This window comes from Mesorhizobium loti, from assembly GCF_013170705.1.
In the GTDB taxonomy this organism is placed as follows: Bacteria; Pseudomonadota; Alphaproteobacteria; order Rhizobiales; family Rhizobiaceae; genus Mesorhizobium; species Mesorhizobium loti_D.
This window is the reverse complement of sequence record NZ_CP033334.1, coordinates 2,641,340-2,668,258: the sequence shown is the minus strand read 5'-3', so window position 1 is coordinate 2,668,258 and position 26,919 is coordinate 2,641,340. Positions and strand designations below refer to the sequence as shown.

Sequence of the window (26,919 nt, the reverse complement as noted above, 5' to 3'; positions counted from 1 at the left end):
GGACAGAAATACAGAAATATGGTCCGGTCTCGATCGGGCCGCCGGGGAGACTTGGCAAGATACGCCTGTCTTGTTGTTGCCGTGTTCCCAGCCTGCCCGGGCGGCAGCGAGGTTGTCAATGGCAAAGCATCGGCCCCCGCATCAATTCGGCGACGGCACCCCAGTGACGCCTGCCCGCCGCGGCCGTGCCTGGCGTTTGAACTCGAGACCGATATGGACAAGCAGCGCCGTGACCACCACCGCGCCGCCGATGATGGTGCGTCCGGACGGCACTTCGGAATGGATGAGCCAGACCCATATCGGCCCAAGGATCGGCTCAAAAGTGCCAAGCAGTGCCGCGATGGCAGCCGGGATCAGCCTCGCGCCGGTGGCGAAGAAGGCAAGGCCGATGCCGAGATTGACCACGCCGAACGCGAAGAGAAAGCCCATGTCGCCGGCCGAGACCGTGAAGGTCGACGCCTGCGAGGCGGCAAGGCCCGCGGCCAGGATCGTGCCGAGACAGGTCGCCGGGGTCATCCTGACGCTGGCGAACCGCCTTGTGATGACGGTGGCGATCGAGAACATGAACGCGATCAGCAGCGCCAGCCCGTCGCCCATGGGCGAGACGGCGCCATTGAGCGATTCCGACACCATGATGGCGACGCCTGCGATGACGGCGGCAATCGCCACCCAGGTCACGACACCAATCCGTTCGCGAAACAGCGCCCAGGCAAACAGCGCCGCCAGAAGCGGCACGCCGGCCTGCATCAAAAGTATGTTGGCGACAGTGGTGTAGGCGAGCGCCACGACGAAGGAAGTCGATGCGATGGCGAAGCAGAAGCCGACGGCAAGGCCGGGCAGGCCCATGTCGCGAAACGATCTCAGCATGCCGCGCCAGCCGTCACGCCAGGCCATGAAGGCGAGCAGGAAGGCGGCGGCCCAAACCGAGCGCCAGAAGACAACCGTCCAGCTGTCACCCACGGTGATGAAGCGGGCGATGGTGCCGCCGAAACTCCACATCAGCGCCGAGAGGAAGACCAGAAGCATGCCGACGCGTTCCTCGCGCGGCGAGGCGGTCGAAGCGACAAGGGCCGGTGATGATGCTGCGTCTGTCATGGGCGCGACTGTCGAGCTTGTGTGGACGGGACGATGCGCAAGAGACGACAAAAAACTGCCCTGTTCGCGTAACGCAAAGACTTGACCCGCGGGTGATCCAGACACAGGCGACGATTGTGGCACCTCTGCCGCCGCGTTACTGGAAGTCGAAAGCGCTCAGGCCCGTCACCATCTCGTCGAGGCCGAGCGGGCGCGTCACCGGCGGTTCGGCACGCGCCAGGCAGCCGACACGCTCGCAAAGCCGGCAGGCGGGTCCGACCGGCGTCGCCACGACGGCGCCTGTTCCCGACTTTCCGGCGGCCGCGCCGGGCAGCGCCGCGCCATAGACGATGTCGTCGCGAAAGCCGATGTCGCAACCGAGCAGCAGCGCAGTGCGGCGCGGACGCTCCGAGAATGCGCCCTGCGGCCCCTCCAGCGTGCGGGCAAGGCACAGGAATTCGGCGCCATCGGGCATTTCCACCGCTTCGACGAAAACTTGGCCGGGCTGGGTGAAAGCGACGTGCACGGGCAGCTTCGGACAGCCGCCGCCGAAGCGGCTATGCGGAAAGCCCTGGCTGCCGGCCCTGCGGAAGCGGTTACCCGCATTGTCGACCTCCAGCATGAAGAACGGCACACCAGGTGCGCCCTGCCGCTGCAGCATCGTCAGCCGGTTCGCCGCCTGCTCGAAGGAGACGCCGAAGCGTGAGCGAAGGACGTCGATGTCGTAGCGCGCGCGGACGGCCGCCCCATGAAAGGCCTGATAGGGCATCATCAGCGCATGCGCGGCATAGCGACCGAGTTCGAAGCGGGCAAGGCGACGGGCTTCGTCCGTGCTCAGCTTGAGCGCCTGGATCTGACCGGCGACCACGACCGTCATGCGGATCAGGCAGGCTTCCATCGCCACTTCGCGCAACTGGTCGAACGGCGACAGCCGCTCCGACAGGAACAGGCGCTGCGAATGGCGATCGTAGCGGCGGCGCCAATTCGGCATTGTGGCGACCGGCAGCACCTTGACGACGATGCCGTATTCGCGCTTCAGCCAGGCCTTCAAGGCACCGAACAGGTCATCGCCGGGATCAAGGACCGCGGTGAACGCCTCCGCCTCCTCCTCGAGTGCGGTAAAATGGTTCGGCCGCCGCTCGAAGGTCTCGTGCACCTCGTCGATCGGCAAACGGGCGCCCGAAAGCGCCGTCGCCCGGCCCTCGCGCGCCAGAAGCTCGTTGAGGTCGGACAGCCGCTCGGCCTGCTCGCGATAGGCGCGGAATAGTTTTATCACCGCGGCCGACGCATTGGGCGCCGCCTCGGCAAGTTCGATCAGCTCCTGATCTCCCGGCAATTCGCCGACCAGCAGCGGATCGGTGAACACCTCCTTCAAGGCCGCGACCGACCCTCTTGCCTCGCCCTGCAGCTCGTGCGGATCGACCTTGTAGACGGAGGCCAACTTGAGGATCAGCTGCACCGTCAGCGGCCGCTGGTTGCGCTCGATAAGGTTGAGATAGGACGGCGAGATGCCGAGCCCCTCGGCCATCGCCGTCTGGGTGAGGCCCTTGGCATTGCGGATGCGGCGAATGCGCGGCCCCGCGAAGATCTTCTGGTCAGCCATCGACTGCCCTTGACAGAAATTTACACGGCATCCGCGATAATTCGATCCTCACCAGTTTACAAACATGACAAATTTACAACAGCCTTCTGTCAAACGCAACACAGGTTTTCCCTTATCTGCGACTATGATTGCTGATTTTTCTGGGAGATTTTGCGCCGCAATGTAAAGTCAGTCACATCGCAGCTCGCCAAAGATTGGTGCGCGGACAAAGTACAGCAATCCTTCGGAGTGACTCATGACTGATTTTTACAACCTCGTTCCCTCGGCGCCGGAAGGTCGCTTCGACGGTATTGAACGCCCCTATTCGCCGGAGGATGTGAAGCGGCTGCGCGGTTCGGTCCAGATTCGTCAGAGCCTTGCCGAAATGGGTGCCAACCGGCTGTGGAAGCTGATCCACGAGGAGGATTTCGTCAACGCGCTCGGCGCCATGTCCGGCAACCAGGCGATGCAGCAGGTGCGCGCCGGGCTGAAGGCGATCTATCTATCGGGCTGGCAGGTCGCGGCAGACGCCAACACCGCCTCGGCGATGTATCCCGACCAGTCGCTTTACCCGGCCAATGCAGCGCCGGAGCTGGTCAAGCGCATCAACCGGACGCTGCAGCGCGCCGACCAGATCGAGACCTCCGAGGGCAACGGGCTCTCGGTCGAGACCTGGTTCGCTCCGATCGTCGCCGACGCGGAAGCCGGCTTCGGCGGACCGCTCAACGCCTTCGAGATCATGAAGGCGTTCATCGAGGCGGGTGCCGCCGGCGTCCATTACGAGGACCAGCTGGCATCGGAAAAGAAGTGCGGCCATCTCGGCGGCAAGGTTCTGATCCCGACAGCCGCGCATATCCGCAACCTCAACGCCGCGCGGCTCGCGGCCGACGTGATGGGCACGCCGACGCTCGTCGTGGCGCGCACCGATGCGGAAGCCGCCAAGCTTCTGACATCCGATATCGACGAGCGCGACCAGCTCTTCGTCGACTACGATGCCGGGCGCACGGTGGAAGGCTTCTACCAGGTCAGGAACGGCATCGAGCCCTGCATCGCGCGGGCCGTCGCCTATGCGCCGTACGCTGACCTGATCTGGTGCGAAACCTCCAAGCCGGACCTGGCGCAGGCCAAGAAATTCGCCGAGGGAGTGCGCAAGCATCATCCAGGCAAGCTGCTCGCCTATAATTGTTCGCCCTCGTTCAACTGGAAGAAGAATCTCGACGACGCGACGATCGCGAAGTTCCAGAAGGAACTCGGCGCCATGGGCTACAAGTTCCAGTTCATCACGCTGGCCGGCTTCCACCAGCTAAACTACGGAATGTTCGAGCTGGCGCGTGGCTACAAGGCGCGGCAGATGGCAGCCTATTCCGAGTTGCAGGAAGCCGAGTTCGCCGCGGAGGCCAATGGCTACACCGCCACGAAGCACCAGCGTGAGGTCGGCACCGGCTATTTCGACGCCGTGTCGATGGCGATCACCGGCGGCAAGTCGTCGACCACCGCCATGCATGAATCGACCGAACACGCACAATTCAAACCGGCCGCCGAATAGCGGCTCGGAAAATACCGAGGAAACGCCCAGCAGGGCTTCAGAAACAGGAGAAGACCAATGGCATCGATAAGCCGCGTCAAGGAACGGGCGGAAGAGCAATCGACCACGATGAGCGTCGACCAGCAGGCGACGATCCGCATGCTCGCCAACGATCTGCACAGACTGAACCAGTCGGTGATGAAGGCGGTCGAGGCGGGCGTCTCGGTGGAGCTGGTGCGCTCGGCCAGGCACCATGGCGGCGATGGCAATTGGGGCGATCTTCTGATCCCGGTAATCGTCACACAGCAGAGTCATGGCTGACCGGCAATCGTTGCAACCGACCTCTCACCTGCGCAGCGGATGCGCAGGTGAATTTTATTTTTATGCAACCAATCCATGGACAGGACAGTACAGTACTATTGCTTGACTCCACTGTTGGGGGAGGCGTCTCCAAGCTCTTTTATTTCAACTTGACATGGAGTGCGATCTCACGCCAATTGTCACCCAGATTTCAACTCTGCATTGAAATAGGGGCGAGCTTTTGGCCGACTTGGGTGCCCAGTGAGTAGCGAGGGGGAGACCGCGAAACATCCGAATCTGGTGACCCAGGGTTCAAGCGCCGAAACGATCCGCAGTCCCTCGCAAGTGCTTGTTGTCGGGAAATCGCCGATCAATCGTGTGGTGGTGTCGAAGATCGTCGAGCGATCCGGGCTCAGGCCAATCTCGGAATCGCCTGACATGGCGGCGAAGACCTTGCGAACACTTGTGCCGAGCGTGATTGTCCTGGACGGCGGCGCGGACAACAAGGACTGCGACAATCTGATGTCCGGCATCGAAACGTTGCGGCGGGCGTCGGGCAAATCGCTTCCTCCCGTCATCCTGCTTTCAACCAAGAACGGCACGCCGGAAAGCCTGGGCCTGCCGAGCGTGATCGACGTCGTGGTCGCGAAGCCGATCACGCCCGAACGGCTGCAACCGGTCATCGATCGCCTGATCAGCCGCTAACCAAGGCGCGATCAATCTCGCTTCGTGATGCTTTGTATCAGTTCGGGCAATTGCCCAAGGTTGGATATCTGGCGGAATCGCGGGTCGGCGACCGGCGCCTCGACATGCTCGAGCACCCAGGTCAGTTCGTGCGGCACATGGACACCCCAGCCGCCGGCCTCGATGGCCGGCACCACGTCCGACTTCAGCGAATTGCCCACCATCATGCTCTTTGCCGGACCGTCGCCGTGGCGGCTGAAGAGGCGGGCATAAGTCGCGGCGTTCTTGTCGCTGACGATCTCGACCGCATCGAACAGGTCACCGAGGCCGGAGCCAGCCAGCTTGCGCTCCTGGTCGAAGAGATCGCCCTTGGTGATCATCACGAGGCGGTACACGCCGGCGAGCTTCTCCACCGTCTCACGCACATGCGGCAAGACCTCGATCGGGTGGGCCAGCATCTCGCGGCCGGCATCGAGGATCCGCGCTATGACCGAAGCCGGGACCCGTCCGTCGGTGACCTCGATCGCCGTCTCGACCATCGACAACGTAAATCCCTTGATGCCGAAACCATAAACGGCAAGGTTGCGCCGTTCGGCTTCGAGCAATCGGGCCGAAATCTGTTTCTCCTCGCCATGGTCGGCAAGCATGGCGGCGAAGCGCTTCTCCGTCATGCGGAAGAACTGTTCGTTCTGCCAAAGCGTGTCGTCGGCGTCGAAGCCTATCGTGGTCACTTCGCTACTGGTTCGCATCGTCGAGTTCTTGAGTTCAGGGACGGGCCGAGCCTAAGCCGAGCCGGGTGCGATTTTCAACCGCGGCGGCAAATGCCGGCAGCGGCTCCCCTTCCCTTCCACAGTGGGGCACGGCTATACTCCGAAATCCGCAACCCAATCTGGTGAATGATGCCGCCTGCAAAAAAGGAAGTCCGTCCGTCGAGCCGCGGAGGACGAGCGCGCACGCCTGCCTTCGTGAAAAACCTGCGTGGTGTGAAGAACTGGAAGGAAGTCAGCGAATGGCTGGAATGGCGTGGCATCGAGGATATCGAATGCATCACGCCTGATCAGGCTGGCGTGGCACGCGGCAAGATGATGCCGTCGAAGAAATTCACCTCCAACACCTCGCTGGCGCTGCCTTCGGCCGTCTTCATGACGACGATTTCAGGCGGCTATCCCGAAGATGGCAACGGCTTCCACTATCCCGAGGATGATGGCGACCTCAAATTGATGCCGGATCTTTCGACACTGACGGTGGTGCCGTGGGAAGAAGACCCGACGGCGGCCGTCATCTGCGACCTCGTCCACCAGGACGGACGCTCGGTCGAATTCACGCCGCGCAATGTGTTGAAGCGCGTGCTTGCAGCCTACGACAAGCTTGGGCTGAGGCCGGTGGTGGCGCCCGAGATCGAATTCTACCTGGTGCGCAAGAATCCGGACCCGGACTATCCGCTGACCCCGCCCGTCGGCCGCTCGGGGCGCGCAATCGGCGGCGGCGCCGGCTATTCGATCGCCGGCGTCAACGAGTTCGACGAACTGATCGACGACATCTACCATTTCTCCGAAAGCCAGGGCCTGGAGATCGACACGCTCATTCACGAGGAGGGCGCCGGTCAGCTCGAGATCAATCTGCGCCATGGCGACCCGATCGAACTCGCCGACCAGGTGTTCATGTTCAAGCGCACCATTCGCGAAGCCGCGCTCAAGCATGAAATCTACGCGACCTTCATGGCCAAGCCGATCCAGGGCCAACCGGGTTCGGCCATGCACATCCATCAGTCGATCGTCGACAAGAAGACAGGCAGGAACATCTTTTCGGCCGAGGACGGCTCGGAAACCCCGGAGTTCTTCCATTTCATCGGCGGCATGCAAAAGCACGTGCCGAACGCGCTGGTGATGTTCGCGCCCTATGTCAATTCCTACCGTCGGCTGACGCAGGCGGCTTCGGCCCCGGTCAACAACAAATGGGGCTATGACAACCGCACCACCGCGTTCCGCGTGCCACGCTCCGACCCTGCGGCGCGACGCGTCGAGAACCGCATCCCGTCCTCCGACGCCAATCCCTATCTGGCGCTGGCGGCATCGCTTGCCTGCGGGCTGATCGGCATCACCCGGAAGATCAAGGCCGAGCCTCCGGTGCTGACGACCGCCAATGCGGACGAGATCGACCTGCCACGCAGCCTGCTTGAAGCCGTCGACCTGTTCGAGGGCGATGAGGAGCTTTGCGCATTGCTGGGCAAGTCCTTCGCCGCCACCTATGCAGCGATCAAGAGGGCGGAATTCGAGACCTTCATGGAAGTGATCAGCCCGTGGGAGCGGGAGTATTTGTTGCTGAATGTTTAGGGGAGTAGGGGGTGACAGACGGTGGCGAAGATCGAATCGTACAGAGATTTGATCGTCTGGCAGCAGGCAATGGACCTGGCTGTATCAATCTACGAAGCGACAAGAGCTTGGCCCAAAGAAGAGATCTATGGATTGACAGCTCAGTTGCGCAGGGCAGCCACCTCCGTGCCCGGCTTCTGATCCGCAAATTGTTCCCTGAATAGGTTCACCCTACTGCCCTATTCCCCTATTCCCCTATTCCCCTATTCCCCTATTCCCCGTGAGCACCATGCCTTACCAATCCCCCATTTCTCCCGGCCGCTCATGGTATGAAGACACGGCGGGACCTAGACCCGAATACCCGGCGCTCGACGGCGACCGGGCCTGCGATGTCGTCATTATCGGCGGCGGCTTTACCGGGCTGTCGGCGGCGACACATCTGGCCAAGGCTGGAACCAATGTCGTCCTGATCGAGGCGTATCGCTTCGGCGACGGCGCTTCCGGACGCAATGGGGGGCAGCTCGGCACCGGCCAGCGCGCCTGGGCCGAAGACCTGGAAGCGGAGTACGGCTTGTCCCGTGCCAAGGCTTTGTTCGATCTTGCCGAGGAGGCGAAGGCGCATCTCATCGAATTCGCCGCCGCCAACCAGATCGATATCGATTATATGCCGGGCCAGCTCTCCGTGGCGCACAAGCCTCGCTATGTCGACGACTACAAGGCGCATGCGGAGATCATGGCCAGCCGTTTCTCCTACCCGCATATCTCTTTCATGGATGCCAAGGAGACGGCGGAGCGGCTTGGTTCGACCGCCTATTTCGGCGGTACACGCGACACCGGCACCGGCCATATCCATCCCATGAAACTGGTGATCGGCACGGCGCGGGTGGCGGCGCAGGCGGGCGCGCAGCTGTTCGAGGGAACGCCATCGACCGGCATCGTTTCGACCGGCGGCAAGGTCAGGGTTTCGACGCCAAGAGGCACCGTGACGGCGCAGAAATGCCTGATCGCGGTCAACGCCTATGGCGGCGCGCTCGAACCGGTGAGTGCCGCGCACATCATGCCGATCGGCTCCTTCATCGGCGCGACCGTGCCTTTGGGGGCGGATTTGAAAGTGCTGCCCGGCGGCGAAGCGGTCGACGATTCCCGCTTTGTCGTGCGCTATTTCCGCAAGTCGAGGGATGGACGGCTGTTGTTCGGGGGACGCGAAGTCTATGGCGTCAACGACCCCAAGGACATCCACATCCATATCCGCCGTCAGATCGCGGAGCTCTATCCGGCATTGAAGGATATCGAGATCACCCATGGCTGGGGCGGCTATGTCGGCATCACGGTGCCAAGGAAACCGTTCGTGCGCGAAGTGATGCCCAATGTGATCTCGGCTGGCGGCTATTCAGGCCACGGCGTCATGCTGTCGAACTTCTTCGGCAAACTCTATGCCGAGACAGTTGCCGGCAACCGCGACCGGCTGAAGCTTATCGAGGACCTGAAAATTCCGCCATTTCCAGGCGGCCGCCGTTTCCGTACGCCCCTGCTTTTCCTGGCGCTCAACTGGTTCGCGCTTCGCGACAGGGTTTAGTGAATGTCCCCCAAGCTGGCTCCGCGGTTTGGGAGAACAACATCCGCGAAAAGAAGGCTTGAAGCGCGTCGCTGAACCCGTTTCGGCGCGACGCAGTTCGGACGGGATCGGATCGCCGTCACGATCTGATGTAATATTGTAATATTCATTGTAACATTTGTTGCCCTAGCGGCACATTGCGTAAATGCCGGCAAAGGGGCAGAATCCCTTATAATGGCGTACTGATGCCACAATCGCGGGTGAAAGGTTCCCGCTTCTGGGCGACTATTCGGGGATTGCTGCGGGCTTGCCCGCGTTGATTTTGGGACCGATGCCGATCGGACGCCGGACTTCCGGCACCGATCGAAAGAACATTGGCCCGCTTATGGAGGTGGTGAGAGTGAGAGAGCCCTTCAGTTTCGGTGCGCCGGAACGTCGGCGCTTTGCCATGCAGTTTGGATACGACATGCGGCCGTCCTTCTGGCAGGAAGTCCGTTCGAACTCGCATCTGGTGATTGCCGCGGTCGGCACCGCCGCGCTGCTTGGCGTCGCCGCGGTGGCGCTCTGGCTGGCATTGCCGACGAGCGAGCGGCAGGCAGCCGCCAGCCCGGAACAGAGCATTCCGGCCACTCCGGTAAAGACGACGAAGATCGTCCCTGGCGGAACCACGGTGGCCGCGGCGGTCGTGCCGGCCCGCAAGTCCGACCAGGTTTCATCGACCGTGGCGCCAGCAAAAGCAAGCATACAGGCGCTTGCGGCCAACGATCCCCGCTGGACCGAGGCACAGCCGAAGCCCGCTTCCGACTCCACTGCCCCCAATCAAACGGCCAAACAGGCTGCGGCGGCGGGCAAGGCAGTGGCGTTCGCGCAGCCGTCAACCAGCACCGATGCCGTTAACGAGCTTGCCAAGGTTGCCGCGCCGGCGCCGGCCGCGAATGTCGGCAAGCCCGATGGCGCGCGGACCGCCGCCATCCCTGAGACGCAGCCGCAAGTGCCGGAACAAAAACCCGCGAATGCACAAGGCGACGATGGCGCGGCCAAGGCGAAGCCGCGAAAAGTGGCGGCGGCAGGCACCGGCCGCGTCCTGCGGGCTGTGACCATGCGCAATGCTCCGAAGAAGGGCGCTACTCCCATCGACACCGTGCCTGCCCGGACTTCGGTGCAATTGATGGGCTGCAAGCAGTGGTGCGAGATTGTCTACAACGGCAAGCACGGCTGGGTCTACAAGAGCTACATCAAGCCCGGCACCTGAGGTTTAAACCGCCAGGCGACCACCCAAAGCGACGCCTCCTGCCTTGCTACTTGTGAGCCTGCAGGGCGCGATGGCGCCGCGCTCGACGTCTCAAGTCGCTCCGGATTTCTCCGCAGCCTGATCGATACAAGCTCATCGGATGAAGAGCCGCCGGAAACGTTGCAGGCGACGCGCCGATTTGCGTTGCATCAGATGCAGCGGCCGCCATCGACCTCCAGCGCCACGCCGGTGATGAAGGCGGCTTCATCCGATGCCAGCCAGAGTGCGGCGTTGGCGATATCGAGCGGGGTCGAAAGCCGGCCGAGCGGGATCGAGGCACGGAATGTCTCGCGGATCTCTGGGGTGTCGGCGCCCATGAACTTCTCCAGCATGCCGGTTTCACCGGCGACCGGGCAGAGACAGTTGACACGGATGTTCTTGGGCGCCAGTTCCACCGCCATCGATTTGGCGGCGGTGATCGCCCAGCCTTTCGAGGCATTGTACCAGGTGAGGCCGGGCCGCGGCCGCAGGCCCGCGGTGGAGGCCGTGGTCAGGATGACGCCACCGCCTTGCCGGTCCATGATCGGCACCACGGCAAGGGCCGCGTGATAGATCGCCTTCATATTGACAGCGGTAATCAGGTCGAAAGTGTCCTCGTCGACCTTGAGCATGTCGCCGTTGCGATGGGTGTAACCGGCATTGTTGACCATGATGTCGATGCGGCCGAAGGCGCTTTTTGCGGCATAGACCATCTCGTCGAATTCGGAGCGCAGCGAAACGTCGGTCTGCGTCCAGATCGCCGCCTCGCCGATTTCATTGGCGACGCGCTCCGCGCCCTTGGCATTGAGATCGGCGACAACCACCCTGGCGCCTTCTTGCGCGAAGCGCTTGGCCATGCCTTCGCCAAATCCCGATGCGGCGCCGGTGATGACGGCAACCTTGTTTTCCAGACGCATGCTTTTCCCGCTCATCGATGTCTTCCAGGAATTAATAAAGCGGCCGACCGCCATGGCCCATGCGGCAACAGACGGAGCGCCATTTCTCCCTTAGCTTTCGTCACATTCACGTTCTATGCTGCAACTGCGAAAGCTTCCGGGGTCTTCGTCCACCGACAAGCCTCCGGCAAGCGCCAGTGTCAAGGGCACATGTGGACCCAATCAATATCGTGCGATTGGTCCTTGATGTGACACCATGGCACTGGAAAATTTAAATCGATTAGAATATATCAGCCGCGTACTCGCGACCGGCGTCAAAGCGGACAGACCATGACCAGCCAGATCATCCCCGTCGACCCTTTCGACTTCATCATTTTCGGCGGCACCGGCGACCTGTCGGAACGCAAGCTGCTGCCGTCGCTCTACTACCGCCAGCGCGACCATCAATTCTCCGAGCCGACGCGCATCATCGGCACCTCGCGCTCGAAGATGAGCGACGAGGAGTTCCGGGCCTTCGCCAGCCAGGCGATCTCCGATCACGTCAAGCCGGCCGATATCGACGCCAAGGAGCTGAAGACCTTCCTGGCACGGCTTTCCTACGTCCCGGCCGATGCGACGAGCGGTGCGGGCTTCGACAAACTGAAAAAGGCGATCGGCGAGAGCGACAGCATCCGCGCCTTTTACCTCGCCGTTGCGCCGGCGCTGTTCGGCGATATCTCGCATAAGCTCAAAGAGCACAAGCTGATCACGTCGAACTCACGCATTGTGCTGGAGAAGCCGATCGGCCGCGACCTTGCCTCGGCGCAGGCGCTCAACGATTTGGTCGGCGACGATTTCCACGAGAGCCAGATCTTTCGCATCGATCACTATCTCGGCAAGGAGACGGTGCAGAACCTGATGGCGTTGCGCTTCGCCAACGCGCTTTACGAGCCGCTGTGGAACTCCGCCCATATCGACCATGTGCAGATCACGGTCGCCGAGACGGTCGGCCTGGAAGACCGCGTCACCTATTACGACAAGGCCGGCGCGCTGCGCGACATGGTGCAGAACCACATGCTGCAGCTGCTCTGCCTCGTCGCCATGGAGGCGCCGTCGTCGATGGACGCGGACGCCGTGCGCGACGAGAAGCTGAAGGTGCTGCGGGCACTGAAACGCATCAACGGCAACGAGGCGCCGAAACACACGGTGCGCGGCCAGTACCGCGCCGGTGCGTCCGCCGGCGGGCCGGTGAAGGGCTATGTCGAGGAGCTCGGCAAGGACAGCAACACCGAGACCTTCGTCGCCATCAAGGCCGAGATCGGCACCTGGCGCTGGGCGGGCGTTCCGTTCTACCTCAGGACCGGCAAGCGGCTGGCGACCCGGGTTTCGGAGATCGTCATCGAGTTCAAGCCGATCCCGCACTCGATCTTCGGCGACAGCGCCGGACCGATCTTCGCCAACCAGCTGGTCATCCGCCTGCAGCCCGATGAAGGCGTCAAGCAGTTCATCATGATCAAGGATCCGGGCCCGGGCGGCATGCGGCTGCGCCAGATCTCGCTCGACATGAGCTTTGCGCAATCCTTCGATGGCCGTGCGCCCGATGCCTATGAACGGCTGATCATGGATGTCATCCGCGGCAACCAGACGCTGTTCATGCGCCGGGACGAAGTCGAGGCGGCATGGAAGTGGATCGACCCGATTCAGAATGCCTGGGAAGGCGCCAAGCAGGAAGCACAGGGCTACACGGCAGGCACCTGGGGGCCGTCGGCCTCGATAGCGCTGATCGAACGTGATGGGCGGACATGGCACGAGAGCAATTGAACAGCGCCAGTTACAACTGGAACGCTTTCCCAGACCGTCCGCATCTGGCGGCGGCACTGGCCGGCCGTGTGGCCGATCGCCTGACCAAGGCGATAGCCGAACGCGGCACGGCAGTGCTGGCGGTCTCCGGCGGTACGACGCCGGGAAAGTTCTTTGCCGCGCTTTCGGTGGCGCCGATCGCCTGGGACAAGGTGATCGTGACGCTCGTCGACGAGCGTTTCGTGCCGGCCTCCTCGCCGCGTTCCAATGCCGGGCTGGTGGCCGCCAATCTGTTGCAGAACGCGGCCAAGGCAGCACGCTTCGTGCCGCTCTACCATGAGGCATCAGGCATCGAGGATGTCGCCGCATCCGACGATGCGGCACTGCGATCCCTGCCCTGGCCGCTCGACGTCGTGGTGCTCGGCATGGGGCCGGACGGCCACACGGCCTCGTTCTTTCCCGATGCCGACGATCTGGCAAGGCTGCTCGACCCGGCCTCCGACAGGATCATCCTGCCGGTTCATGCGGCCAGCGCGGGCGAACCGCGGCTGACTCTGACGCTCGCGCGCGTCATCGATGCCGGCTTCATCGCGCTGCACATCGAGGGCGAGGACAAGCGCACCGCCTTCGACGGCGCGGTCGCGCCCGGACCGCGAAAGCCGATCCGTGCCGTGCTCGACGCCGCACCCAGGCCCGTAGAGGTTTTCTGGGCGCCCTGATTTTACGTTAGTGGTCCCGGCAATTGCGGGAGGATGTTTCCGGGACCTCGCCTGAAAGGACCGACCGCCATGACCGCAAGACGCGACATCGAAGCCATCACCGAGCGTATCCGCCAGCGCTCCAGACCGGGCCGCGAGCGCTATCTCGGCCGTATCGCCGAAGCGTCGAACCAGACCGCCAACCGCTCGGTGCTGTCCTGCGGCAACCTCGCCCACGGCTTTGCGGTCTGCAGTCCCTCGGAAAAGCTGGCGCTCGGTGCCGACAAGGTGCCCAATCTCGGCATCATCACCTCCTACAATGACATGCTTTCGGCGCATCAGCCTTTCGAGACCTACCCTGCCCTGATCAAGGAAGCGGCCCGCGAGGCCGGCGGCATCGCCCAGGTGGCCGGTGGCGTGCCGGCGATGTGCGATGGGGTGACACAAGGCCAGCCCGGCATGGAGCTGTCGCTATTTTCACGCGACGTGATCGCCATGGCCGCGGCGGTCGGCCTGTCCCACAACATGTTCGACGCCGCCGTCTTTCTCGGCGTCTGCGACAAGATCGTACCGGGCCTGGTGATCGCGGCGCTGACCTTCGGCCATCTGCCCGCTGTGTTCATCCCGGCCGGGCCGATGACGACAGGCCTGCCCAACGATGAAAAGGCCAAGGTCCGCCAGCTCTATGCCGAGGGCAAGGCGGGACGCGCCGAACTTCTGGCAGCCGAGTCCAAATCCTACCACGGGCCGGGCACCTGCACCTTCTATGGCACGGCCAATTCCAACCAGATGCTGATGGAGATCATGGGCCTGCACACGCCGGGCGCCTCCTTCGTCAATCCCGGCACGCCCTTGCGCGAGGCCCTGACCCGCGAGGCTACGAAGCGGGCGTTGGCGATCACCGCGCTCGGCAATGCCTATACGCCGGTCGGGCGGATGATCGACGAGCGCTCGATCGTCAACGGCGTCGTCGGCCTGCACGCAACCGGCGGCTCGACCAACCACACGATCCACTTGATCGCGATGGCGGCGGCGGCCGGCATCGCACTGACCTGGCAGGACATTTCCGACCTCTCGGAAGCGGTGCCGCTCTTGGCGCGCGTCTATCCGAACGGGCTTGCCGACGTGAACCATTTCCACGCCGCCGGCGGGCTCGGCTTCCTGATTCGCGAGTTGCTCGACGAAGGCGTCCTGCACGAGGACGTGCAGACGGTGTGGGGCGAAGGCCTGCGGCCCTACGCTGTCGAGGCAAAGCTCGGCGCCGATGGCTCCGTGGTGCGCGAGGCGTCGCCGCGTATCAGCGGCGACGAAAAGGTGCTGGCGCCATTCGGCAAGGCCTTCCAGCCGACCGGCGGCCTGAAGGTGCTGGCTGGCAATCTCGGCCACGCTGTCATCAAGACTTCCGCCGTCAAGCCGGAACGACGTGTCATCGAGGCGCCGGCCAAGGTGTTTGACAGCCAGCAGGGCCTGAACGACGCGTTCAAGGCCGGCACACTTACCGGCGATTTCATCGCCGTGATCCGCTTCCAGGGTCCGAAGGCCAATGGCATGCCGGAATTGCACAAATTGACCACCGTGCTCGGCATCCTGCAGGATCGCGGCCAGCGCGTCGCACTGGTCACCGACGGACGCATGTCGGGCGCCTCAGGCAAGGTGCCGGCGGCGATCCATGTGACACCGGAAGCGGTCGAGGACGGGCCGATCGCCAGGCTCCATGACGGCGACATCATCCGGCTGGACGCCGACGCCGGCACGCTCGAAGTGCTGGTGCCGGGGACCGAGTTCGCGCTGCGCCGTACCGCCGAAGCCGATCTCATCGGCAACGAGTTCGGCTTTGGCCGCGAGCTTTTCGCCGGCTTCCGCCAGTTGGTGGGCCGTGCCGACCACGGCGCCAGCGCCTTCGGAACCGCCTGATCGTCTTCTGGTTTTTCAACAAAAAGGGCGGCCTTGAGCCGCCCTTTTTGCTTGTTCAGCTGGCTGCTACTCGACCTTGAGCTCACTCCGCTCGCCGGCCTTGACCGTAAAGGGTGTTTCCTTGTCGGCCTTGTCGGTGGTGAAATTGGTTACGAGCACGTAGTCGCCCGCCCCCAGCGTGGTCTGCATCTTCTCTCCATAGGCGTAGGTCACCTGCTTGCGCTCGCCCTGGATGTTCTTCTTGGCCTCAAAGATCTTGAAGCCATCCGCGCCGGGCGCGTCGACGGCCAGGACGCCCGCGTTCAGCGTCACGTTGACATCGGTCATCTGCCCGACCGTCACGCTGAAGGGCTGTTCCGTGGACACGGCCTGCACATCGACGCCCATCACATAGTCGCCCGGAGGCAGGTCGAACTGGCTATCGGGCCCGTAGGCGTAGGTCACCTGATCGCGGGTACCGTCGAGCTTCTTGGCGGCCTTGTACACCTTCCAACCCACATCGGTTTCGGCTTTCTCTCCGCCCTGCGTGTAGAAAGCGTTGGCCTTGGCCTTGCCGACACCGACGATGATGTCCTTGTCGACGACCTGGCCGGCGACTAACTGCATGGTCTCGCTCGCCTCGCCGGCTCCCAGCTTCACCGTGACCTTGGTCTCGCCGGCCGGAACGACGTACTTGACCTCGCCGTAATTGCTGTCCGACGTGCCGCCGGGATAGGCGATGCTGATCTGCGCATTGCGGTCGACATCGGCCCCAGGGGCCGGCCGCGCATGGATGGAAATCTCCGCGGCATTCAGGTCAAGCGCCACCTCCGTCGCCTTGTCGGCCGTCAGCGAGACCTTCTGCTCGGCCTTGGCGGCGCCGCTGGTGGCGACGACGACGTAATTGCCGGCAGCAAGATGGAACTTGACGACGTTGTAGCCGGAGTCGACATGGTCGCCGCCGCTTCCCTTGGCGTCATCCTTGAAGATTTCGAAGTAGACGTCGGTCTTTGGTGCCTGACCACCTTCCTTCAGCAACGCTGTCGGGATCAGATTGTAGTCGACCTCGACTGCTTTCGGTTCAGGCGCGGGAGCCGGGGCTGGTGCTGGAGCCGGCGCGGGGGCTGGTTCGGGAGCCGCGACGGTCTCCACCAGCGCTTCCTGCAGCGCCTTCTCGTCGGAGGCCTGGATGTACTTGCCGCCGGTGTTGTCGGCGAGGCAGGCGATCTGCTTGCCTTCATCGGCGGTCAGGCCGAAGCCGACGACGTCGGCGGTGAAGTCGACGCCGGACGCCTCGAGTTCCTTGCCAAGCGCACACGGGTCGCCGCCGCAGGTTTCGAGCCCATCGGTGATGAGGACGACGGTCGCCTTGTCCTCGGTGTATTTCAGCGCTTCGGCCGCCTGCTTGACGGCCGCCGTGAGCGGCGTTTTGCCGAGGAATTTCAGACTGTCGGCGGCGTCCGTGATGGCGCTTGCCGAGCCCGCCTGGGGGGGCACGATCAGCTGGATGTCATCGCAGCTGCCTTTTTCGCGATGGCCATAGGCCATGAAGCCGATTTCGTCGTCGACGGGAACCGATTTGAGCACGGTCCTCAGCGATTCCCTGGCGATTTCGAGCTTGGGCTTGCCGTCGATCTGCGCCCACATCGACCCGGAAGCATCGAGAATGATGATGACCTTGTTGGCGGCAAAGCCGAACGTCGTCATCGACAAAAGGAGGATCGCCGCAGCGATGCTCCGTGCAAGTCCCGCCATCAAAATCTCCTGAGTAGCCGCCCCGCCTGCGGCCCAAAACTATTTGAGCGCGCGTCGCGACACAAGACCGGACGCGGCCATGTTGCTCAGGCGCCAACCGGCGGAGCCGGCCTGAAACTTTCGTGCTCGACGATGGCGCGGTATCGGACATCAGACCGCAATCTCTAGAGGGCGCGGAGCGCAGATTCGGCTCGGCCTTGGCCAGTTGCTGCAGGATCATCACGGCGTCGTCGATGCGACCGGCATTAAACAGGATGAGCGCCCTGTTGGCGATGATGGCGCGGGTTTCCGGATTCAACTGCTGCGCCTTGCCTATCTGGGCCAATGGCGTGGCGGTCTCGCCTGTCAACCCGGCGAAAGGTTGGGAGTCGGGGCTGCCTCCAGGCGGCTCAGTAGGTGGTGCGGCGCTCTTCGGAAGGCGGACGGCCAAACTGCAGCCGGTAGCTCTGGGCAAAATAGGAATGCGAGGTGAAGCCGGTGGCGATCGCCACGTCGAGGATCGGCATGTTGGTCTGGCGCAGCAATTCGCGCGCCCGCTCCAGCCGCAACCGCATATAATAGCGGCCGGGCGTGACATTGAGGTGGCGCAGGAAAAGACGTTCCACCTGGCGCACCGATAGACCCGCCGACTTGGCGAGTTGCACCGCTGACAAGGGTTCATCGAGATGGTCGGCCATCAGTTCGACGATCCGCCTCAACTTCTCCGACTTGCCGGTCAGGTCGCGCTCCGGACCGACGCGCTGGCGGTCGCCGGCCGAGCGGATGCGCTCGTGCTGGAACTGGTTGGCGACGCCATTGGCGAGGTTCGAGCCGAAATCGCCACGCACGATCTCCAGCATCAGGTCGATCGAGGTGGTGCCGCCGGCGCAGGTGTAGCGCTTGCGGTCGATCTCGAAGACATTGCCAGTGCAGTTGATGTCGGGGAAGCGCTCCATGAAGCCGGCGCGGTTCTCCCAATGGATGGTGCATCTGTAGCCGTCGAGCTGTCCGGCCTCCGCCAGCAGGTAGGAACCAACCGACAGCGCGCCGAGCGCGTTGCCGCGCCGGCCCCAGCTGCGCAGGGCCGCCAGCACCTTGCTCTTACCTGGAAATTCCGTCGTCAGGCCAACCGAGACGAAGAGGATATCGACCGGCGGCAGGTCGGCGACGCCGTAGTCGATCTTGAGCGGCAGGCCATTTGAGGCCATCACCGGATCGCCGTCGGCCGACACTGTGGTCCAGCCATAGAAATCGCGGCCGAGCAGACGGTTCGCCGAACGGAACGTGTCTATCGCGGCGGCCAGCGAGAACATGGAGAACTTATCGACCAGCAGAAAGGCGAACTGCCGGCCACCTTGAACGGGATCACTCGTGACCGGCCGTTCCTGGGAAACAGAGGGGTTCGGCAAAGCTGCGGCTTTCAGGTTCAACCCGGGCTCAGAAGGAGGGCCGTTTCAATCCGGCCGCAAGGTATGCGGAAGCTAACGTATTGGCCATCAGCATGGCAATGGTCATCGGCCCGACACCGCCGGGCACAGGGGTGATGGCGCCAGCCTCCCTGGCCGCCTCCGCATAGGCGACGTCGCCGACCAGACGCGACTTGCCCTCGCCTTTCTCGGGCGCGGGAATGCGGTTGATGCCGACATCGATGACGGTGGCGCCGGGCTTCACCCAATCCCCCTTGATCATTTCCGGCCGGCCGACGGCGGCGACAAGAATGTCGGCCGTGCGAGCAAGGGCCGGCAGATCCTTCGTGCGGCTGTGGGCGATGGTGACGGTGCAGTTGGCGGCAAGCAGCAGATTGGCCATCGGCTTGCCGACGATGTTGGAGCGGCCAACGACGACGGCGTTGAGGCCTGACAGATCCTTGCCGCGCACGCGCTCGATCAGAAGCATCGAGCCGGCGGGCGTGCAGGGAACAAAGGCCGTGTCGAGTTCGCCGGTGCCGAGCTTGCCGACATTGATGAAATGGAACCCGTCAACATCCTTCTGAGGCGCGATGGCCTGGATGATCTTGCCTGCGTCGATATGGGCAGGCACCGGCAGCTGAACCAGGATCCCGTTGATGGCCGGATCGGCGTTGAGCTCGGCGATGATCTTGAGCAGCGCCTGCTCAGAGGTCTCGGCCGGCAGCGTGTGCTGCAGCGAATGAAAGCCGCATTCCTTGGCAGTGCGGGATTTGGAGGCGACATAGACCTGGCTCGCCGGATCCTCGCCGACGATGACCACGGCCAGACCGGGCTTGGCCTTTCCCTTGGCGACCAGTTCGGCAGTCAGGGTCTTGACCGTCCGCACCACATCCTCGGCGACGCTTTTTCCGTCAATCACTTCGGCCATGAACCATCCTCAACACTGTTTCGTCCAACGCCGCTTTCGGGAACACAACGCAGCGGCGCCGGCAACATGCAGCGCGGCATTGTCACGAAAATCCCACCACGCAATCCCGCCAAAACGCCGTCCGATGCCGTTTACGCGAAACCGAGCCGCTTTTGTTCGGCCTCGACGACGTATCTTTGTGGCTCAGAAGTAGCGGCGGCGGGCGCGGCTCTCGGTGAGTTCGCGGACCGCCTCGCGAAATTCGCGCAGGCTGGCGCGGATTTCCTCGATCGGCGCGTGCTCTGTGCTTTCCTCGGCCTGCGGAGCCTCCACCGGTGGCTGAGCCGGATAGGCCGGTGGCTGCGGCTGAACGGGCTGCGATGGATGCGGCATTTGCCCGGCATAGGGCGCCATGGCCTGGGCGTAGGGATTGCTGGCCGGCGACTGCGCCTGCCACGGCTGCATTTGCGGATAGCCGGCCTGCTGTGCATGGGGATAGGGCGGCGGCGGATAGAGCGGGTGCAGCGGCATTATCGGCGACCGCGACGGCGGCCCCATCGGCTGGGAATAGGCGGCATCGAAGCCTGACGGGAAAGGCGGCCGCGCATAGTCCGATATCCCTGGCCGGGGCATGAAAGCGGCATCCGGGTTTTGGAAGCCGGAAGGCATGGCAGCATCCGCCGGCCGCGCGTTCTCACCAAAGGCGGCGAACTCGCTGGCATCATCCACCTCCGCGGAGGGCTTGCGGGACACGGCATCGCGCAGCTTCGCCATGAACGCACCGATACGGCCGGGCCTTTCGACGGGAGCGGCTCCGGCCTGTGCCAAGGGCGGTGGTGATGCAGGCGGTGGCGATGCAGGTGCCGGCGGTGGCGGCGCTGGGGGCACCGGCGCTGCCGGCATTGGCGGTGCGGGCGGCGGTGCCGTCCGCAATGCCTGGTCCTCGAGAGGCGGCTTGCGGTCGCGGCGCGACCGCGATGTCGCGGTCTCGCGCAGGCTTTCATAGGCGCCGCGCATCGCGCCGAGACCAATTCCAGAGGCAAAACCCAGGACCAGGCCGGCAAGCGCCATCAGGGCCCGCGACGGGCCTTTCGCTTCAAGCGGCGCGAAAGCCTTGGAGATGACGTTCATATTGGCGGTGTTGATGTCCTTCTGCTCGCCGGTCTCCTTGGCGCGCAGAAGATACTGTTCATAGACGGAGCGCTTGGCGCTGGCCTCGCGCTCCAGTTCACGCATCGACACCAGGTCATTGTTGACGTCGCCGCTGCGCACCTTGAGCTGGGCAAGGCGGGAAGAGAGATCCTGTTCGAGCTGGACGGCCCGTTTCAGGTCGACCTGCAGCGAGGAAGCGATGCGGCGCAATTCACCGGCGATGCGGTCGCGCGCGCCGGCGATCTGCGCGTTGAGCGCCTGGAGTTCGGGATGACGCGGGCCGAGCCGGATGGCGGCGCGGTCGGCCTCCTGCTTGAGCGTCGCATATTGCGAGCGCAGGTCGCTCATCGAGTTGGAGTTGATCTCCTCCGGCAAGGTGCCGGAAAGAACCGAATTGACGTCGATCGAGCGCGCTGAAGCCGCCCTTGCATTGAGCTCCAGCGTGCGGGCGCGGGCGATGGACAGCTGCTCGTTGAGCTTCAGCATCTCGTCGTCGCTGATCAGATGACCCTGTGCGTCAACGAGGTCATGCGAAGCCCTGAAATCCTCGACCTTGCGCTCGGCCGCCTCGACGCCCTTGCGCAGTTCATCGAGCCTTGCCGTCAGTTCGTCGGTCGCGCGGCCGGCCGTATCGGACTGGATCTGGCCGAATGTCTGCAGAAACACATCCGTCATCGTGTTGGCGATGAGAGCCGATTTCTCGCCATTCTGCGTGGTCGCGCTGACGGTGATGACGAAGGTCTTGCCGCCACGCTCGACCGAAAGGCTTTCGGCCAGATTGCCGACGGCAAGCGCACGCCGGCGAACCTCGTCGGCACCGCTCGCGCCATCCTGGCGCGACAGAACCGAGCGAATGAGAGACCTGATGCCGAGCCCGCCGGCACCCTGGCCATTGAACTCCGGATCGTTGGTCAGATTGAGCTTGTCGACGACCTTGTTGAGAACGGTGCCCGAGGTCAGCACCCTGACCTGGTTCTCGACAATGGCAAGGGTGGCGTCGGAGGCGACGACATTCTGGGTGAGGTCGCGATCGGTGAGCTTGAGGTCGCGCGGATCGACGATCAGTTCGGCGGTGGCTTCATATTTCTTCGGCGTCGACAACGCGATCGCTATACCGAGGCCGGCACCGATCAGCGTGGTCGTGATGATCAGCAGCTTTGACCTGGCAATGCCGCGCACCACCTGCATCGGATCGATCAGCGGTTTCCAATGCTGGTCGTCCCCACGATCGCCGAAAGAGCCATCCGTTTCGCCAGATCGGCGGGATACGGATGTGTCATAAGATCGAGCGCTGCCGGAAGGTTTTTCAGGTGCCATCCGTGCGCCCTGCACGGCCGGCGGCAGATCGCCGCTGCCGGCGTCCTCCCGCGAGCGCCAGGCATCGTCCTGTGCGGCCGCTTCCGGCTGCTCGTCCGGCCGGAACGGCTCAACTTCGACGGCGGCCGCGGATGGCGTTGGGTTCGTCCGCGCCTCACGCCGTGAACGGGCAAGGCGATGGCGCGTGGCGGCATCTTCGCGCCATGACGGGTCCGCCCGATCCCCTATCGAGACCAGGGACGCGTCGTCCTCACCGCGCATGGCCTGGCCGAGCGCCAGCAATGAACGCTCGCGCCTCCAGTCTTCACGGTTTTCCCTGTCGACCATTGTCTTGGAGCTTTACCCTTTGGCCACTTGGCAGCGGCGGTCGGCTATTCGTTAAGCCACGCTAAACAAGCATAGGAAACAAAAGGTTAATTTCGGCAGGCCCGCGTGCAAGCTTTTCATAACCTCAAGTGCCGGATTTTCCGGGCATTCGGGCCTCAGAACGGCACGTTAAGCTTTCCCGCCTATGGCTTCCCGGTACATGACCGAAGCTCGCGGCATACCGCAAAGGCGTGCTCTCGCCCGGATCGGCACTTTCGTGGCCGAGCGACGGGGGCTGGTCCGCGACTATTTCTCGGCGATCAGCGGCGCCGGCGGGCGACTGGTGTTTTCGCTGGCCTATTTCATCGCGCTCGCCAACACCTTGTCGATCTCCGAGTTCGGCATGTTCGCCACCGCTTCGGCGGCCGGCGTGATGCTGTCGCGGATCCTGGCCTTCGGTTTCATCTCGGCGCTCTATCGCACCGCCACCATCCGCCCCAACCTGATCGGCACCTTCACCGCCGGCTTCCTGCTGCTCGGCATCGTCTCGCTGCCGCTGCTGGCCGCGGCCTCGTTCGGCGTCTACCTGATCTTCTTCGCCGGCACCGTGCCTCTGTCGGTGTTCTCGGCGATCGTGTTCGCCGAAGCGCTGTTGTGGCGGCCGGTGGAGGTGGCCCTGATCGTCAACAACGGGCTGGGCAAGTTCGGCCGTGCCGCCGTGCTGGCAATCCTGGCGACGGCGCTGCGGGCGCTTGGCGCGGTGCTGTTCATGATCTCGGCGCAGCACAGCATCTGGGCGTGGTCGTGGTTCTATATCGGCGCCAATACCGCCTCGCTGCTACTGGCCTTCGGCTGGTTCTATCCGCGCCAAAGACTGCGGCTGCGCATCGCGCTTTATCTGCGGCGGCTTGCCGATTCCATCTATGTCGCCGGCGCCGAAGTGCTGTTTTATCTGCAATCGGAATTCGACAAGCTGCTGGTGCTGGCGATCGGCGGCCCGCATCTGGCCGGTATCTATGCCATCATCATGCGGCTGGTCGACCTGACCGCGATCCCGATCCGCACCTTCTCCATGATGCTGGTGCAGCGCATGATGCGCGCGCCGGACCTGTTGTCGCGGCTGACGGTCAAGAGCGGCATCGAAGGGGGCGTCTTCCTCGTTTCGACGCTGGCGCTGCTGGTGCTTGGCATCGTGCTGCACTTCTTCCCCAACGCGCTTGGCAGGAATGTCTCCGAGGCCGCGCCGCTGGTGGCGCTGGCGATCTGCGTTCCGGGGCTGCGCAATCTGGTCGAATACCAGGCCGAACTCCTCTTCGCGCGCGGCCAGACGCTGGTACGGGCGCTCAATCTGGGCCTGCTCGCCGCACTGAAGGCGCTGCTTTTGACCTATGTGCTGACCACCATCTCCGATACGTCGAAGCTGGTGCTGTCGCTCAATGTCGTCTTCCTGTTGCTCTATCTCGCGTCGATGCTGCTGACCTATTCGGCAATGCGCAAACCGGCGAAGGCAATCTGAATTCGGGTGAGGCTAATCGAGCCCGATCAGGCGGCGGATGCGGCCGATATCGGTGCCGATGAAGGATTGCATGCCGATCGCCACCTGATCCGGCGCCATGCCGGCAACGAAGCGGCGGAACTCGTCGTCCGACAACGCTTCGCCCGTCCAGTGGACGCGGCAGAATTCTTCCGAACCGTGGAAGTGGCCGGCGCCGTCCAGCAGATCGTCGACATAGCGGCCATAGATCATGCATTCGGAGAATCTGCGCGCCGAGCCGACGACCTCGACCCAGTCGCGGCCATGGACCTTCTCGATCTGACCGCACATGGCAATCACGGCGTCGCGACGCCAGGCAATCAGGGTCGAGATGTAATCGTGGGCCGATATGCGGGACGGGTCGATGCCAAGTGCCGAACCCGCATTGCGTGACCAGATGCGATGCTCGTCATGACCCTCATCCGCCAGCACGCCGTCGCGGCGAAACAGGCGCGCCTTGCCGTCGCGCCAGAAGGCGGCACAGTGGAAAGGCTTGAGGAAAGCGACGTCGGAATCGCAGAAGACCAATACGTCTTCACTAGCATGGGCCGAAATGGCGATACGGCGCAGTTGCTGCACGTGCCAGCCGCGCAGCGGCTGCGTCTTCAGGCTGAGCCAGACACGCCGGCGGAACAGGCTGAGCGGGTCGTCCAAAGCGCGCAGCCAGCGCGGCAGCAGGTCGCGCTCATCGACGATAGTGCGCCGGCTTGTTTCCAGCTGGCGGAAAAGCGCGACATCGCGACGCTCGACCAGGATGTAATGGTGCGCGGCACCCGAGACATGCCGGTCGAGGGTCTCGCACAACAGGCGGCAGCGTTCGAAATCCGGCGCATAGCTTGCCGTCACCACCGCCGCCGTCGGCGTTTTCGGCAACAGGCCCGGGCCGGCAAGGGCGTCTGGAACGAACCGTTTGTTCAACGGAATTCTCCCGCCGTCTCGGCTCCGCGCGACCATCTCTGCTTGATGACCCGCCACAAGAACACCGGATTGCCGACCACATAGCGGCGCCAGAGGCGGCCCGGCTCGACCGCCAGCCGGAACAGCCATTCCAGGCGCAGGCGGCGCATCCACAGCGGCGCGCGCGGCACCGAGCCGCTGAGGAAATCGAGCAGCGCACCGACAGCGACCGGCATGGTGCAATGGCGCTCGTCGATATGACGCGCTATCCACAGTTCCTGTCTTGGCACGCCCATGGCGACCAACAGCATGTCGGGCCGCAGCGCCGCGATCCGGCCGATGATCTCCGGTTCCTGCTCAGCGGAGAAATAGCCGTCATGAACGACCACGAAATTGTGCTGCACGGCAAGGGCGGCCAGCTTGACCGACGCCGCCTCGGCATTGACACGCGTCGCGCCGAGCAGCCCGACGGTCAGCGGCCGCGTCGAGGCCTGCAGGAAGGCTGGCACGAAATCGGTGCCGTTGAGATTGTCCGGAAACGGCGAGCCATAGAGAAGCTTGGCGGCGAGATCGACGCCAATGCCGTCCGGCAGGATGAGGAAATCATCGAGCGCCTCGGCGAAGACCGGGTCGGTATAGGCGATATTGGCATTGTGGGCGTTGAGGAAACTGACCTTGGTGAAGCGCCGCTCGGCGATCAGCCGGTTCAGCAGGGCGATCGCATCGTCCCAGCGGATGGCGAGCACCGAAATGCCGAGGACCGTCTTCAGGCTGTCGAGGCCGAATGCGGCGCGGGCGGTGTGCATGTTCATGCAAACACCTCCCGCCTGACTGCCCCCAGCTTTTCCAGGCCGAGTTGGATGGCGGTATCGAGCGCCTTGACCTGCCGGCGATGGAATGCGCTGCCGTCGACGTCCCGGATGTCGGCCGCGGCAGCCTCCAGCGACCTGGCGAAAGCGACTGGATCGTCGGTGACGACGCAATTGTCGGGACGATGGTCGATGCCGCGCAGCGAGCGGCCGGTGGCGACCGACGGCAGACCGAGTTCGAAGGTTTCGATGGTCTTCAGTTGTACGCCGCTGCCGGCGGTGCTGATCAGCGGGATGACAGCCGCGCCGCTTACGAACGCCCTTGCATCCGGGACACGGCCGACAAACTCGACACCAGGATGCACCGAGGTCACACCGGAAGGCATGTGGCCGGCGATGCGGATGCGGAAATCCGGCCGCAGATGCGGCACCACCTTGGCCAGGAACCAGTCGAGGCCGATGCGGTTCGGCTGCCAGGTCCAGGTGCCGATCAAGGCGGCGTCGCACTCGATCCGGCGCGGGCCTTTCAGCGCGGGCGCGCTGGCGCCGGTCACCAGCGGCAGCACCGCCGAGCGGTTATCGGTGGCGACGCCGAGTGCAGCGCGGTCTTCCTCGGCCAGCGTGAAGACGAAGCGCGCGCGGCGGCAGAGACGCTCTTCGACGATCTTGAGCAGCCTTGCCTCGCGGCGAAACAGCAGGCGCTGGAAAAGGCCGCCGGCGGCGGCCGCATTCTCCCGCGCCGAGAGATGCTCGACATTGTGGGCGACGAAGAGCGAAGGCCGGTCTTCCAGAAGCTTTTCGAAGGCACCGGCGAACTGCACGGAGTTCAGCACATAGCCATCGAACGGACCGGCCCGTTCGATGGCGGCCCGAACATCGCGGTCGGACACCGCGCGCAACTTGACCGATGAGAAGGTCAGGCCTGACAGCATCGCCTTGCCGACCCAGCTGAGCTTTTTCAGTGCCGAGGCGCTTTCCGTGCGAACGTCGACCGCACCCAGCACCACGGTGTTTTCAGGATCGGAAGCGGCTTTCCCGGGCCAAATGAAGCCGATGACCGTGACGCGCGCGCCAGCCCGCCGCAAGGCGGCGATGATCGCGGCATTGGCGATCTCGTAGCCCGAGGCGAGAGCACCGTCGGGCACGATCGATGTGACGAACAGCAGATGCATCTCACCTATCCTGTGGTGTAGCCGGTAGCAAAACGCGGTGAACCCTTGATTAAGCGAGCACAATCGACGCCCGAAAGCCCCTGCCCGACGGGCTTCTCCATGCAAGGTGATTAA

At 63.7% G+C, this 26,919-nt stretch carries 21 protein-coding genes and 1 pseudogene; 11 read left to right on the top strand and 11 right to left on the bottom strand.

The window, feature by feature from the left end:
• Positions 1 to 141: 141 nt before the first annotated feature.
• Entirely contained in the window at positions 142 to 1,095 is a 954-nt protein-coding gene (locus EB815_RS13035; RefSeq protein WP_056566098.1) for a DMT family transporter, read from the bottom strand.
• Positions 1,096 to 1,231: 136 nt separating this feature from the next.
• Positions 1,232 to 2,677 (bottom strand): helix-turn-helix domain-containing protein, encoded by a 1,446-nt coding sequence (locus tag EB815_RS13030; RefSeq protein WP_056566094.1) that lies wholly within the window; start codon positions 2,675 to 2,677, stop codon positions 1,232 to 1,234.
• 235 nt (positions 2,678 to 2,912) lie between these two features.
• Here EB815_RS13030 and aceA point away from each other — a divergent pair, with 235 nt between their 5' ends.
• The 3 genes from aceA (at position 2,913) to EB815_RS13015 (ending at position 5,186) form a co-directional block, all read left to right on the top strand.
• Positions 2,913 to 4,202: an isocitrate lyase gene (gene aceA / locus EB815_RS13025; protein WP_056566090.1), complete on the top strand. Its 1,290-nt coding sequence runs from the start codon at positions 2,913 to 2,915 to the stop codon at positions 4,200 to 4,202.
• Between the two features lie 57 nt (positions 4,203 to 4,259).
• On the top strand, positions 4,260 to 4,502 hold the full coding sequence (locus tag EB815_RS13020) for an SMc00767 family acetate metabolism repressor (protein WP_006202762.1): 243 nt from the start codon (positions 4,260 to 4,262) through the stop codon (positions 4,500 to 4,502).
• Positions 4,503 to 4,742: 240 nt separating this feature from the next.
• Complete coding sequence (locus EB815_RS13015) at positions 4,743 to 5,186, top strand: response regulator (protein ID WP_056566087.1); 444 nt, start codon at positions 4,743 to 4,745, stop codon at positions 5,184 to 5,186.
• 11 nt (positions 5,187 to 5,197) lie between these two features.
• Here the strand turns inward: EB815_RS13015 and EB815_RS13010 are convergent, their stop codons facing one another.
• Positions 5,198 to 5,914: an HAD family hydrolase gene (locus EB815_RS13010; protein ID WP_056566084.1), complete on the bottom strand. Its 717-nt coding sequence runs from the start codon at positions 5,912 to 5,914 to the stop codon at positions 5,198 to 5,200.
• 147 nt (positions 5,915 to 6,061) lie between these two features.
• Between EB815_RS13010 and EB815_RS13005 the strand changes: the two genes are divergently transcribed.
• From EB815_RS13005 to EB815_RS12990, 4 genes and pseudogenes are all read left to right on the top strand, one after another.
• A complete protein-coding gene (locus tag EB815_RS13005; protein WP_056566081.1) occupies positions 6,062 to 7,498 on the top strand; it encodes a glutamine synthetase family protein in 1,437 nt (478 codons plus the stop codon).
• A gap of 69 nt (positions 7,499 to 7,567) precedes the next feature.
• Positions 7,568 to 7,669: pseudogene (locus EB815_RS13000) on the top strand (four helix bundle protein); the annotation flags it as partial.
• Positions 7,670 to 7,766: 97 nt separating this feature from the next.
• A complete protein-coding gene (locus EB815_RS12995) occupies positions 7,767 to 9,053 on the top strand; it encodes an NAD(P)/FAD-dependent oxidoreductase (protein WP_056566078.1) in 1,287 nt (428 codons plus the stop codon).
• Between the two features lie 379 nt (positions 9,054 to 9,432).
• Positions 9,433 to 10,284 carry an SH3 domain-containing protein gene (locus tag EB815_RS12990; RefSeq protein ID WP_056566355.1) on the top strand — a complete coding sequence of 284 codons (852 nt, stop codon included), beginning with the start codon at positions 9,433 to 9,435 and terminating at the stop codon, positions 10,282 to 10,284.
• A gap of 188 nt (positions 10,285 to 10,472) precedes the next feature.
• On the opposite strand, the gene EB815_RS12985 is transcribed toward EB815_RS12990, so the two are convergent.
• Positions 10,473 to 11,219: an SDR family oxidoreductase gene (locus EB815_RS12985; RefSeq protein WP_056566352.1), complete on the bottom strand. Its 747-nt coding sequence runs from the start codon at positions 11,217 to 11,219 to the stop codon at positions 10,473 to 10,475.
• A 309-nt stretch (positions 11,220 to 11,528) separates the two neighbouring features.
• On the opposite strand from EB815_RS12985, the gene zwf reads away from it, so the two are divergent.
• The 3 genes from zwf to edd all read left to right on the top strand — a co-directional run bounded on the left by zwf (position 11,529) and on the right by edd (position 15,589).
• Positions 11,529 to 12,998, top strand: coding sequence for a glucose-6-phosphate dehydrogenase (zwf, locus tag EB815_RS12980; RefSeq protein ID WP_056566073.1), 1,470 nt, complete (start codon positions 11,529 to 11,531; stop codon positions 12,996 to 12,998).
• Positions 12,980 to 13,696 (top strand): 6-phosphogluconolactonase, encoded by a 717-nt coding sequence (gene pgl, locus EB815_RS12975; protein WP_056566070.1) that lies wholly within the window; start codon positions 12,980 to 12,982, stop codon positions 13,694 to 13,696. The genes zwf and pgl overlap by 19 nt, the downstream gene beginning before the upstream one ends.
• A 69-nt stretch (positions 13,697 to 13,765) precedes the next feature.
• Positions 13,766 to 15,589, top strand: coding sequence for a phosphogluconate dehydratase (gene edd, locus EB815_RS12970; protein ID WP_056566349.1), 1,824 nt, complete (start codon positions 13,766 to 13,768; stop codon positions 15,587 to 15,589).
• A 66-nt stretch (positions 15,590 to 15,655) separates the two neighbouring features.
• On the opposite strand, the gene EB815_RS12965 is transcribed toward edd, so the two are convergent.
• From EB815_RS12965 to EB815_RS12950, 4 genes are all read right to left on the bottom strand, one after another.
• On the bottom strand, positions 15,656 to 17,323 hold the full coding sequence (locus EB815_RS12965) for a vWA domain-containing protein (protein WP_056566066.1): 1,668 nt from the start codon (positions 17,321 to 17,323) through the stop codon (positions 15,656 to 15,658).
• Between the two features lie 389 nt (positions 17,324 to 17,712).
• Positions 17,713 to 18,732 carry a GlxA family transcriptional regulator gene (locus EB815_RS12960; RefSeq protein WP_171883288.1) on the bottom strand — a complete coding sequence of 340 codons (1,020 nt, stop codon included), beginning with the start codon at positions 18,730 to 18,732 and terminating at the stop codon, positions 17,713 to 17,715.
• A gap of 7 nt (positions 18,733 to 18,739) precedes the next feature.
• On the bottom strand, positions 18,740 to 19,639 hold the full coding sequence (folD, locus tag EB815_RS12955) for a bifunctional methylenetetrahydrofolate dehydrogenase/methenyltetrahydrofolate cyclohydrolase FolD (RefSeq protein WP_056566063.1): 900 nt from the start codon (positions 19,637 to 19,639) through the stop codon (positions 18,740 to 18,742).
• Positions 19,640 to 19,822: 183 nt separating this feature from the next.
• The gene (locus tag EB815_RS12950; RefSeq protein ID WP_056566059.1) at positions 19,823 to 22,414 is read right to left on the bottom strand and encodes a GumC family protein; all 2,592 of its coding nucleotides are present in this window, start codon (positions 22,412 to 22,414) and stop codon (positions 19,823 to 19,825) included.
• Between the two features lie 199 nt (positions 22,415 to 22,613).
• Here EB815_RS12950 and EB815_RS12945 point away from each other — a divergent pair, with 199 nt between their 5' ends.
• The gene (locus EB815_RS12945) at positions 22,614 to 23,909 is read left to right on the top strand and encodes a lipopolysaccharide biosynthesis protein (protein WP_056566057.1); all 1,296 of its coding nucleotides are present in this window, start codon (positions 22,614 to 22,616) and stop codon (positions 23,907 to 23,909) included.
• 12 nt (positions 23,910 to 23,921) lie between these two features.
• On the opposite strand, the gene EB815_RS12940 is transcribed toward EB815_RS12945, so the two are convergent.
• From EB815_RS12940 to EB815_RS12930, 3 genes are read right to left on the bottom strand one after another with little or no spacing between them, the layout of a single operon-like run.
• Entirely contained in the window at positions 23,922 to 24,845 is a 924-nt protein-coding gene (locus EB815_RS12940; protein WP_056566053.1) for a DUF6492 family protein, read from the bottom strand.
• The gene (locus tag EB815_RS12935; RefSeq protein WP_056566050.1) at positions 24,842 to 25,636 is read right to left on the bottom strand and encodes a WecB/TagA/CpsF family glycosyltransferase; all 795 of its coding nucleotides are present in this window, start codon (positions 25,634 to 25,636) and stop codon (positions 24,842 to 24,844) included. Before EB815_RS12935 ends, EB815_RS12940 begins: the two co-directional genes overlap by 4 nt.
• Positions 25,633 to 26,805 carry a glycosyltransferase gene (locus EB815_RS12930; RefSeq protein WP_056566047.1) on the bottom strand — a complete coding sequence of 391 codons (1,173 nt, stop codon included), beginning with the start codon at positions 26,803 to 26,805 and terminating at the stop codon, positions 25,633 to 25,635. Before EB815_RS12930 ends, EB815_RS12935 begins: the two co-directional genes overlap by 4 nt.
• Positions 26,806 to 26,919: the final 114 nt, after the last annotated feature.